Source organism: Halomonas sp. A11-A (genome assembly GCF_003182195.1).
Taxonomy (GTDB): Bacteria; Pseudomonadota; Gammaproteobacteria; order Pseudomonadales; family Halomonadaceae; genus Halomonas; species Halomonas alkalicola.
This window is the reverse complement of the sequence record NZ_QGTM01000036.1, coordinates 1-11,307: the sequence shown is the minus strand read 5'-3', so window position 1 is coordinate 11,307 and position 11,307 is coordinate 1. Positions and strand designations below refer to the sequence as shown.

Below are 11,307 nucleotides of genomic sequence, written 5' to 3'. Positions count from 1 at the left end.
TCTCTTCGAGGGGCGCGAGGCGCTGTTCGAAGGGCTCTATATCCACGACAAGTGGGAGTGGCAGCGCCGCCATCCGGTGATCCGGCTGAGCTTTGGCGATGGCGTGCTGCAGAGCCGCGAGGCGCTGGATGTTCGCATCCGCGACCAGCTGTTCCGCGAGCGTGAGCGCCTGGGGGTGTCGCTTACGCGTGATACCGACATTGCCGGGGAGTTTTCGGCGCTGATTCGCGATGCCCATGCCCAGCATGGCGAACGCGTCGTGGTGCTGATCGACGAGTATGACAAGCCGATCCTCGATAACCTACTGGAGCCCGAGCGCGCCCGAGCCCTGCGCGAGGGGTTGAAGAACCTCTACAGCGTGCTCAAGGATGCCGACCCGCACCTGGCCTTCGTGCTGCTCACCGGCGTTTCCAAGTTCAGCAAGGTGAGCCTTTTCTCGGGGCTGAATAATCTGCGTGATATCACCCTTTCGCCTGCCTATGCCGCGCTCTGCGGCTATACCGATGCCGACCTCGAGATGGTGTTCGCCGCCGAGCTCCCGGGGCTGGATCGTGACCAGATTCGCCACTGGTACAACGGTTATCGCTGGGGCGGGGCTGATGTGACGGCTGTCTACAACCCCTTCGATGTGCTGCTGCTGTTTCAGGAGCGAGCGTTCGGCCCCTACTGGTTCGAGAGCGCCACGCCGACGTTTCTGGTGGAGCTGCTCCGGCAGCGCGGCGTGTTCACGCCCGCCCTCACTGCCTGGCATAGCCGGCCGGCGCTGCTGGGGCGTTTCGATGTGGACGATATCGCCACCGAGGCGCTGCTCTTTCAGGCGGGCTACCTGACGCTCCACGAGGTGCGCGAGGAGATTCCCAACCGGCCTTTCTACCGTCTGGGTTTCCCCAACCAGGAGGTGGAGATGAGCCTCAACGAGGCGCTGCTGCCGGTGCTGGGCCTGAACGATGATGCCCAGGACGAGCTGATACTGCGGCTGCCGGGCCTGCTTAAAGCCGCCGACTTTGCGGGCCTGGAGAGCTACTTCAAGGCGCTTTACGCCGGCCTGCCTCACGATTGGTACCGCAATAACCCGATTGCGAAATATGAAGGACACTATGCCAGCGTCTTCTACAGCCACTTCGCCGCCCTGGGGGTGCGGGTCACGGTGGAGGATGCCAGCCACCACGGCAGGGTGGACATGACCGTGGAGGCCTTCGGGCAGCTCTACCTGTTCGAGTTCAAGGTGGTGGAGCAGCTGCCCGAGGGGCGGGCCCTGGAGCAGCTAAAAGCCAAAGGCTACGCCGACAAGTACCGCGACCGGGGTATGCCGATCTACCTGGTGGGCGTGGAGTTCTCGAAGGAGCAGCGCCAGATCGTGGCTTTCGAGGTGGAGGAGGCAATCACGGGCTGAGGCAACTGCCCGTGCCGGCCAGCACAGAGCGCCCTGCAGGCCTCTATGGAGCGTCTGCTGAACCGTCGTGCCCGGAGGCGCCATGTCCACCCTCGCTCGCAAGAAGCTGCTCATCGGTATTCACCCCTTCAAGTGATCGACCGCCACTGGCACAGCCTAGTGGGGGAGAGGGTAGCCCTCGGCAATCGACAACATGTGCAACATATTGAACATGTCTGATATCTATGCTATCGTGAGCACAATGCAATGACCGTGGAGAAGTGCCATGAGGGTCGTGTCCTTTACCGAAGCAAGAAACGGGCTAAAGAGCGTGCTGGACAGTGTGATTAACGATGCCGATACGGCCATCATCACACGTCGAGACTCTGAAGATGCCGTCGTGATGTCACTCGATTACTACAACAGCCTGATGGAAACCGTGCACCTGCTTCGCTCCCCAGCGAATGCGGCACATCTGAACAGGTCGATTGAGCAGTACCGTTCAGGAAAAGTCGTTGAGCGTAAGTTGCTCGATGACGATGAGTAATCGACTGCTGTGCTGGACGGATGAGTCATGGCGTGACTATGTCTATTGGCAACGTCAAGATAAGAAAACGCTAAAGAGAATCAATAAGCTAATAGCGGACGTCAAGCGCTCGCCGTTTGAAGGTATTGGTAAGCCCGAGCCACTAAAGGAGAACCTGTCCGGTTTTTGGTCTCGACGCATTGACGAATCAAACCGACTGGTTTACGTGGTGGAGGAGTCTTCGATCACGATCATCTCTTGCAGGTACCACTATTGAACCTTGATGGTGTCGCGCAAGTTTGGCGTGGTGACTGCTCCCCGCCCGGCTGGGCGAGGCTTCACGCGGATTCTTGCTGAGAAGGTGCCTGGGGGGGGCAAAAGCTCAGAATGCTCTGCAGACCTCTATGGAGCCTGCGATGCTACACTGGCGCTCTGCTGCACCGTCGCACCTGGAGGCGCCATGTCCACCCTCGCTCGCAAGAAGCTGCCCATCGGCATCCAGTCCTTCGAGAAACTTCGCAAGGAAGGGTGCTATTACGTCGACAAGACACCCCTGCTGCATCGGCTGGTAGAGGAGGGCGGTTATTACTTTCTCTCGCGCCCGCGGCGCTTCGGCAAGAGCCTGCTGCTGGATACCCTGGCTTGCCTCTTCGAGGGGCGCGAGGCGCTGTTCGAAGGGCTCTATATCCACGACAAGTGGGAGTGGCAGCGCCGCCATCCGGTGATCCGGCTGAGCTTTGGCGATGGCGTGCTGCAGAGCCGCGAGGCCCTGGATGTTCGCATCCGCGACCAGCTGTTCCGCGAGCGTGAGCGCCTGGGGGTGTCGCTTACGCGTGATACCGACATTGCCGGGGAGTTTTCGGCGCTGATTCGCGATGCCCATGCCCAGCATGGCGAACGCGCGGTGGTGCTGATCGACGAGTATGACAAGCCGATCCTCGATAACCTACTGGAGCCCGAGCGCGCCCGAGCCCTGCGCGAGGGGTTGAAGAACCTCTACAGCGTGCTCAAGGATGCCGACCCGCACCTGGCCTTCGTGCTGCTTACCGGCGTCTCCAAGTTCAGCAAGGTGAGTCTCTTCTCTGGCCTGAACAACCTCAACGACATCACCTTGGATGCCCCCTACGCCACGCTCTGCGGCTATACCGATGCGGATATCGACCAGGTGTTTGCCGCAGAGCTGCCTGGATTGGATCGCGAGGCGATCCGCCACTGGTACAACGGCTACCGCTGGGGCGGGGAGAACGTGACATCGGTCTACAACCCCTTCGGTGTGCTGCTGCTGTTTCAGGAGCGAGCGTTCGGCCCCTACTGGTTCGAGAGCGCCACGCCCAGCTTCCTTGTGGAGCTGCTCCGGCAGCGCGGTGTGTTCACTCCGGCCCTGACCGCTTGGCATAGTCGCCCGGCGCTGCTGGGCCGTTTCGATGTGGACGATATCGCGACGGAAGCGCTGCTTTTTCAGGCGGGCTACCTGACGCTGCACGAGGTGCGCGAAGAGATTCCTAACCGGCCTTTCTATCGTCTGGGCTTCCCCAACCAGGAGGTGGAGATGAGCCTCAACGAGGCGCTGCTGCCAGTGCTGGGGCTGAACGACGATGCCCAGGACGACCTGATACTGCGGCTGCCAGGCCTGCTGAGAGAGGCGGACTTTGCGGGGCTGGAGTCCTACTTCAAGGCGCTCTATGCTGGCCTGCCCCACGACTGGTATCGCAACAATCCTATCGCCAGGTACGAGGGCCACTATGCCAGCGTCTTCTACAGCCACTTCGCTGCCCTGGGGGTGCGGGTCACGGTGGAGGATGCCAGCCACCACGGCCGGGTGGATATGACCGTGGAGGCCTTCGGGCAGCTCTACCTGTTCGAATTCAAGGTGGTGGAGCAGCTGCCTGAGGGCAGTGCCCTTGCGCAGCTCAAGGCCAAAGGCTACGCCGACAAGTACCGCGACCGGGGTATGCCGATCTACCTGGTGGGCGTGGAGTTCTCGAAGGAGCAGCGCCAGATCGCGGCCTTCGAGGCGGAGGCGCAGCAACGGTGAGCGTGGGGGATCGTGGTAGCATTATGTTCTCCGTAACATCGACCTCAAGGAGCCAATGTGTCAGCGCGTTATCCTGAAGACCCTGCCCTGGACCTGTTCTTGGCTCTGATCGAGGTTGATTGGCCGACTGCCTTTGATGCCGCCACGCTGTCACGTGGATTGGGCTATGCCGAAAAGGGGCGTGTGTACGATGGGTTCAACCTGCAGGTCGGCAGCGACATGCTGGGAATCTTCGGGCGCGTGGCTGGGGGCCGCAAGCAGGCCTACATGACGCAGGTCTATCTTGATCCCAAGGGGCTCGACAAGGGGCTCTTTACCCTCTGCAACTGCCCGGTCGGCGTGCGCTGCAAGCATGCCGCGGCGCTGATCGAGACCTTCATGGAGCAGATGGCCGAGGAGGGTGGCGCCTGGCATGAGGAAAGCGCCGAGCCGTCTCCCGACTCGCCTCCTGCACCGCCGCTCGCCAACCGGTTGTCGGCAGCCGGGCTGGAATCGGCCAGAAGCGAGCGGCTGAAGCGCGATTGGGAGGCTTGGCTGGCCGCCCCGGCTCACCCAGGCCCTGACAGCGAGCGCGTTGGCGAGGAGTATCGCCTGGCGCTGTTTCTGAGCGTCCCCGGTGCCTATCGTGACCCGATACTGCGGGTGGTGCCGGTGTGGGTGCGCCCGTCGCGTCAGAGCCGGCGTCATACGGGCTGGGTAGCGCCGCGGATCATCGAATCTGGCCCCCATGGTTTGCAGCCGGTTCCCGAAGGCGGCTGGTCGGCCGATCTGGAGGAGGCCCTGACCCTGCTGTTGCACGGCCAACGAGAGTCCACCTGGGTGTCCGGCCAGGTACGTGGCGCCACCCTGGTGTCTCAGCCCTTCCAGGCTCGGGCGCTGTGGCGCCTGCTGGAAGCTGAGGCTCCCCCGCTGCTGTTCCACGAGAAGCAGACCGGCCCCCCTCTCGCGCTGGGGCCTTCCGGGCAGTTGGCACCTTACTGGCAGGCCGATGAGGAGGGTGTCCAGCACCTTGAGCTGGACGTCCAGCCCGATGACCTGCTCTCTCCAGCGGGGATCGTGCTGCGCGCAGGGCGCGAGTTGTGTTATCTGGACGTTGAGCAGGGCCTCTTCGGGCGCATGGCGGGGGACCCGGAATGGCTCAGCCGGGTCGAGCAGGCGCCGCCATTGCCCCCTGAGATGAGCGGCTGGTTGAGTGAGCGACTGCGCGAGGCACCGGCGCTGGCCGAGACCCTGGTCGCGCCGCACCAGATCGAGGAGCGCCACCTGGATGATGTGGCGCCGCGCCTCAAGGTCACCATGCAGGCTGCCGCGGGGCAGCTAGGCTTTCGTGATGGGGCCCCGCTGCCGCGCTGGGTCGAGGTGGGGGCCGCGGTGGTGAGTTTCGACTACGCCGGCATCGAGGTGGCGCCTGAGCGTGGCGAGCGCGTGCAGGGCTTTCGCGACGGCCAGCGCCTGATCATCCGGCGCGATACCGAGGCGGAGCTGGCGCTGGTGCGCAGCCTGCCGCCGGGCATGGTCACCCTGGAGCGACTACGCGAACTTGGCGTGGTGCCGGCCTATCTGAAGCTGCCTGGATGGTCGCTGCTGCTGCCGAATGCCGAAGGCCCCCCTTCCACTATTCTCGAATGGTCGACCCACTTGGCCGGCCCGGATGGCTGGTGGGAGATGATCGCCCGGTTGCGGCAGGCCGGTTGCCTGGTTCACTTCAGCGACGACTTCCCCGAGGAGCCGACCTACGTCGAACCGGACGACTGGTACGGCGAGCTTGAGCCGGCCGGCAACGGCTGGTTCGACCTGGCGCTGGATATCGAAGTGGAAGGCGAGCGCCTCAACTTGCTGCCGATCCTGCGTCGCCTGTTTCGGGACCCGGCGTTCCCGCTGGAGCCTGCGGAGGACGAGGCCGAGAACGCCACCTGGACGCTGGCCTTGCCGGAGAATCGCCGCCTGGTGATGCCGCTCTCGCGCCTGCGCTCGCTGATGGCGCCTATCCTGGATTGGCTCAGCGACGAGAGTGACCCGGAGGCTGCGCTGCGTTTACCGGTGACCGCCGCCGAGAAGGTCGCGCCGCTTGCCGAACACGAGCGCTGGGCGGGGCGAGAAGACGTGACTGCCCTGGCCAGCCGCCTGCGCGCACTGCCCGCCAGCCTGCCGGCTCCCCCAGGCTTTACCGGGGAGCTGCGCGACTACCAGGCCCGCGGCATCGCCTGGATGCGCTTTCTCTCCGAGCTGGGCACCGGCGGCATCCTGGCCGACGACATGGGCCTGGGCAAGACCGTCCAGGTACTGGCGCATGTGCTCGATGAGCGCGCCCGCGGGGCGCTGACCCGCCCGACCCTGGTGGTGGCGCCCACCAGCCTGGTGGGCAACTGGTGCGCCGAGGCTGAACGCTTCGCCCCCGAGCTCAACGTCGTCGCCCTGCAGGGGGGGAAGGCTCAGCGCGAGCGCCAGTTCGGGGAGGCGCTTCCCAGTGCCGACCTCGCGGTGACCACCTATGCGCTGCTGATCCGCGATCTCGAGCGCCTGCGCGAGCACGACTTCGGCCTGCTGGTGCTGGACGAGGCCCAGGCGATCAAGAACGCCGCCAGCCAGACCGCCCGCGCGGTACGCGAGCTCAACGTCGCGCGCGCCATCGCCATGACCGGTACCCCCCTGGAGAACCACCTCGGTGAGCTGTGGGCGCAGCTCGACGCCGTGGCCCCCGGTGCCCTGGGCAGCCAGCAGTGGTTCGGTCAGCGCTTTCGCACCCCCATCGAGAAAGAGGGCGACGTCGAACTGCGCCAGCGGCTCTCCCGGCGCATCGCCCCGCTGATGCTGCGCCGGACCAAGCAGCAGGTGCTCGCCGAGTTGCCGGAGAAGACCGAGACCCGTCGCGAGGTCACCCTGAGCGGCGCCCAGCGCGAGCTCTACGAGAGCCTGCGCCTGGCCCAGCACCAGCGGGTGCAGCAGGCGGTGGCCGAGCGCGGCCTGGCCGGTTCCGGCATCGTGATGCTCGATGCGCTGCTCAAGCTGCGCCAGGTGTGCTGCGACCCGCGGCTGGTCAAGCTTCAGAGCGCGCGCAAGACGAAACGCTCGGCCAAGCTCCAACAGCTGCGCGAGCTGGTGGGACCCTTGCTGGAGGAGGGGAGGCGTATCCTGATCTTCTCCCAGTTCACCGAGATGCTCACGCTGATCGGTGAGGCCCTGGAGAAGGACGGCATCACCTTCACCACCCTGACCGGCGACACGCCGGGCAAGACCCGCACCCAGCGGGTGGCGCTGTTTCAGCAGGGCGAGATCCCGGTGTTCCTGATCAGCCTCAAGGCCGGCGGTACGGGCCTGAACCTCACCGCCGCGGATACCGTAATCCACTACGATCCCTGGTGGAATCCGGCGGTGGAGGCCCAGGCCACCGGCCGCGCCCACCGCATGGGTCAGCAGAACCCGGTGTTCGTCTACAAGCTGGTGTGCGCCGGCACCGTGGAGGAGCGCATTCTCGACCTGCAGGCACGCAAGGCCGATCTCGCCGCCTCGATCCTAGAGGGCGGTGCCGAGCGCCCGAGTGAGGGCCCGATGTTCGACGAAGAGGACCTGGCGCTGCTCTTTGCCCCGGTCGTCTAGAGCGGGTGAGCCAGGCCGGGCCTTCTTCTATTTCAGAACGTTTCCCACTCGGCCCCGGTGGCAGTGGGAGACGTTCGCGCGGAGACGGTGCGCCCCGGCGAGGCAAGGGCTGCCTGCCGAGGCGCCACGGATGCTGAACCGGCGGTAGCTGTCGGTGCCTTGGCTTGCGGAGTCTTGCGCTGGTCGCCGGGCTCGTCGCCAAGCACAAAGGTGTCGATCAGGGCGCTGAGCTGGGTCGCATGGTGGCGCATTTCCCCGGCGGCTGAGGCGCTCTGCTGCACCATGGCGGCGTTCTGCTGCGTCATGGTGTCCATCTCGGCCACGGCGGTATTGATCTGCCCGATGCCGCTGTTCTGCTCCCGGGCACCGGCGCTGATCTCGGCGATGACGTCGCTGACTCGGGCCACGCTCTCGACGATGCCCTGCATGGTGGTGCCGGCGCGCTCGACGATCTGGGTGCCCTCTCGGGTGTGGGCCACGGAGGCGTCGATCAGAGTGCGGATCTCCTTGGCTGCCTCGCTGGAGCGGCTGGCCAGGGAGCGCACCTCCTGAGCTACCACCGCGAAGCCGCGGCCCTGCTCGCCGGCCCGGGCGGCCTCCACCGAGGCATTCAGCGCCAGGATATTGGTCTGGAAGGCGATGGAGTCGATCAGGGTGATGATCTCGCTGATCTTGCCGGCGGAGTGGTCGATGTCGCCCATGGTGCGCGCCACCTCGCGCATGGCGGTCTCGCCCTCGCGGGCGACGCCGGCGGTCTCTTGGGCCAGCTGGTTGGCCTGCTCGGCGGCCTCGGCGCTGTGGTTCACGGTGGCGGTGATCTGCTCCATGGAGGCCGAGGTCTCCTGGAGGTTGGCCGCGGCCTGTTCGGTGCGCGTGGCAAGTTCGTCGCTACCCTGGGCGATCTCGCCGGCGGCCTGGTGCACGCTGTGGGTGCTGCGCCGCACATCGCGCAGGGTCTCCTGCATGCGTGCCACGAAGGCGTTGAACTGGGTGGCCAGGTCGCCCAGCTCGTCGTTGCGCTGGGCGGTGAGGCGGCGCGTCAGGTCGCCCTGGCCGCGGGCGATCTCGCCCATGGCCTCGGCGGTGCGACGAATGGGGCGCACCGTGTGGCGCACCAGCACCAGGCTGACGGCGGCCACCGCGCCGAAGATCAGCAGGCCGAGCAGGGCAGTGGTGAGCAGGCTGCGGCGCAGCTCCGCCGCGGCCACCGCCTCGGCGGCCGCCATGCTCTCGTCGATGTCGGTGACATAGACCCCCGCGCCCAGCACCCAGCCGAGCTCGGGAATGGCATCCACGTAGGAGTACTTGGGCTCGACCCGGTCAGTGCCGGGGTATTCCCAGGGATAGGCGTAGCGGCCGCCGCCGCTGCGGCCCACCTCGATGAAGTCGCGCACCAGGTAGCGCCCATCCGGCGCGCGCAGGCCGCTCATGTCGGTGCCTTCCCGTTCGCGGCTGTAGGGCAGCACCACATTGGTGCCGTCGAAGTCGTAGACGAAGATGTAGTTGTCGCCCTCGAAGCGGATGGCGCGGAGCACTTCGGCCGCATGTCGGCGCTTCTCGGCCGCACTGAGTCCCGGGTTCTCGAGCACGGGCGTGATGGCGGAGCGGGCGCTCTGCACCACGTCCTGTACGCCGGTCTGGCGGGTATCGAGGAGCAGCTGGCGTTGCTGCTCCAGCTGCTGGCGGCTGTCCTGAATACGTGAAAGGGCCTGGCTGGCGGTGAGCGTCAGGATCACCACCAGCAGGGGGATCAGGACCAGCAGCAGCAGGCGCGTCTGCAGCGAGAGGGCGCGCCTTAAGGGCGTTGCGGTGTGGGGCATGGACAGGGTCTCGTCGTGGGGTGACTTGGAAGTATTTTCCATATCGGCCCGGTAGGGTGAGACTTTAGTCGATCTCGCCAAATCGCTTGAGACGCTCGGTGTCGTGGGCTGCGGTTATGCTATGAATCCAGGGAGCAGGCAATCGGCCACGAGGTCCAGCCGTAGTTCAGGGCTGGCGTGACTCCCGCCCAGTGACGGTACCTCTGTTGCGGGTGCTGTCTGGCTGGGTGTGGCTTGATGTGAGTCAATAATACTGTGTTAACTCTGTGTGTTAGCATCGTCGTCCTGTCAATATTCTTATAAAAAGGTAACTATTCAGGTGGCTGCGGATGGGGTATCGCCAACCAGCTGATTTTTCTGGCATAGTGCACAGCATCATTCGGCACACCTATGCGGTGATATGACCATCAGCGATATCAACGTCGACGAGGCCCTGGAGCGGGTCCGGCAGCAGCTCAAGGAAGACCAGACGGTCTCGCCGTCGCTGCGTGCGGCCATCGATGTCCTGATGCTGCTGGTCAAGCTGATGGCCGACCGACTGGCCACCAGCAGCCGCAACAGCAGCAAGCCACCGTCCCAGGACCCCAACCGCCAGCGCCGCACGCGCGCCAAAGGCGAGCGGCGCCCCGGCGGACAACCGGGGCATGAGGGCAAGACGTTGGCGCCGGTGACGGACCCCGACGAGGTGGTCAAGCTCCGCGTCGATCGTCGGCAACTCCCCAAGGGGCGCACTTACCGCCCGGTGGGTGTTGAAACGCGCCAAGTGCAGGACATCGTGATCCAGGCCGTGGTCACCGAGTACCAAGCCGAGGTTCTTGAAGACGATAAGGGACAACGCTACGTGGCGCCGTTTCCCGAGGGTGTGACGCGGCCCATCCAGTATGGCCCTCGCCTCAAGGCGCATGTCGTCTATCTCTCCCAGTATCAGCTGTTGCCCTATGCCCGTATCCGCGAGTTGCTGACGTCCCAGTGCGGTCTGGCGCTGAGCACCGGCACCCTGTTTGCTTTCAACCAGGAGGCCTACCAGCGGGCCGAGGCGTTCGCCGAGTGGGTGATCCCGGCGCTACGCGAAGCGGCTACCGTGCATGCCGATGAGACCGGGATGCAGGTCGGCGGCAAGCGCTACTGGCTTCACAGTGCCTCCAACGAGGCCCTGACCTGGTTGGCCCCACACGCCAAACGCGGTCAGGAGGCGATGGACGCCATCGGCGTATTGCCCTTCGTGAATGGTGTGCTGGTGCATGATCACTGGAAGCCCTACTACCGCTACTCGGATTGCCGGCACGCCCTGTGCAATGCCCACCACCTGCGGGAATTGACGGCGGCCTGGGAGAACGATGGCCATGCATGGGCTAAGGCGCTGCATGACCTGCTGCTGGACATGCGTCGCGCCGTGGAGGCGGCGGATGGCAGGTTATCGGCCGATGAGACGCGCGCTTGGCGACAGCGTTACCGAGACTGTTTGGCAAAAGGGGACGCCGAGTGCCCACCGCCGGTCACACCACCCTCTGGAACACGAGGCCGGGTCAAGCGCACTAAGTCGCGCAACCTGCTGGAACGCCTCCGGGCGTACGAGGACGACGTGCTGCGTTTCCTCGACGACCCTGCCGCTCCCTTCACCAATAATCAGGGGGAGCGGGATCTGCGGATGACCAAGGTTCAGCAGAAGATCTCGGGCTGTTTTCGCTCCTGGGAGGGCGCTGAGATCTTCTGCCGCATGCGTAGCTTTCTCTCGACCGCCGTCAAGCAAGGGGTAGCGGCGCATACCGCACTGGAGCAACTGTTTGCGGGGGAGGTGCCAGCCTTCATGCAGCAAGAAGCCCCGACTCAGCCAACCGGTGCTGAATAGTTACATAAAAAGTGGTTCTTCGCAGACTGGCGTGAAAGCGAAGTAAGATTAGGAAGAGACAGGATAGAGAAACGGCGGTAAATCCGAGTAAGCTGATATTCACCACAA

General features: G+C 64.8%; 7 protein-coding genes. 6 read left to right on the top strand and 1 reads right to left on the bottom strand.

Annotated elements, in window-relative coordinates; translation table 11 throughout:
• The 5 genes from DER72_RS15265 to DER72_RS15245 all read left to right on the top strand — a co-directional run.
• The coding region (locus tag DER72_RS15265; RefSeq protein WP_110070797.1) for an ATP-binding protein at positions 1-1,393 on the top strand (1,393 nt) is incomplete at its 5' end.
• Positions 1,394-1,658: 265 nt separating this feature from the next.
• Positions 1,659-1,919, top strand: coding sequence for a type II toxin-antitoxin system Phd/YefM family antitoxin (locus DER72_RS15260; RefSeq protein WP_110070796.1), 261 nt, complete (start codon positions 1,659-1,661; stop codon positions 1,917-1,919).
• Positions 1,912-2,175, top strand: coding sequence for a Txe/YoeB family addiction module toxin (locus tag DER72_RS15255; protein WP_110070795.1), 264 nt, complete (start codon positions 1,912-1,914; stop codon positions 2,173-2,175). Before DER72_RS15260 ends, DER72_RS15255 begins: the two co-directional genes overlap by 8 nt.
• Positions 2,176-2,358: 183 nt before the next feature.
• Entirely contained in the window at positions 2,359-3,933 is a 1,575-nt protein-coding gene (locus tag DER72_RS15250; protein ID WP_110070794.1) for an ATP-binding protein, read from the top strand.
• 183 nt (positions 3,934-4,116) lie between these two features.
• Positions 4,117-7,530, top strand: a complete 3,414-nt coding sequence (locus tag DER72_RS15245; protein WP_110070793.1) for a DEAD/DEAH box helicase — start codon at positions 4,117-4,119, stop codon at positions 7,528-7,530.
• Between the two features lie 32 nt (positions 7,531-7,562).
• On the opposite strand, the gene DER72_RS15240 is transcribed toward DER72_RS15245, so the two are convergent.
• Complete coding sequence (locus tag DER72_RS15240; RefSeq protein WP_110070792.1) at positions 7,563-9,350, bottom strand: methyl-accepting chemotaxis protein; 1,788 nt, start codon at positions 9,348-9,350, stop codon at positions 7,563-7,565.
• A 400-nt stretch (positions 9,351-9,750) separates the two neighbouring features.
• Between DER72_RS15240 and DER72_RS15235 the strand changes: the two genes are divergently transcribed.
• Entirely contained in the window at positions 9,751-11,199 is a 1,449-nt protein-coding gene (locus tag DER72_RS15235) for an IS66 family transposase (protein ID WP_110070791.1), read from the top strand.
• Positions 11,200-11,307: the final 108 nt, after the last annotated feature.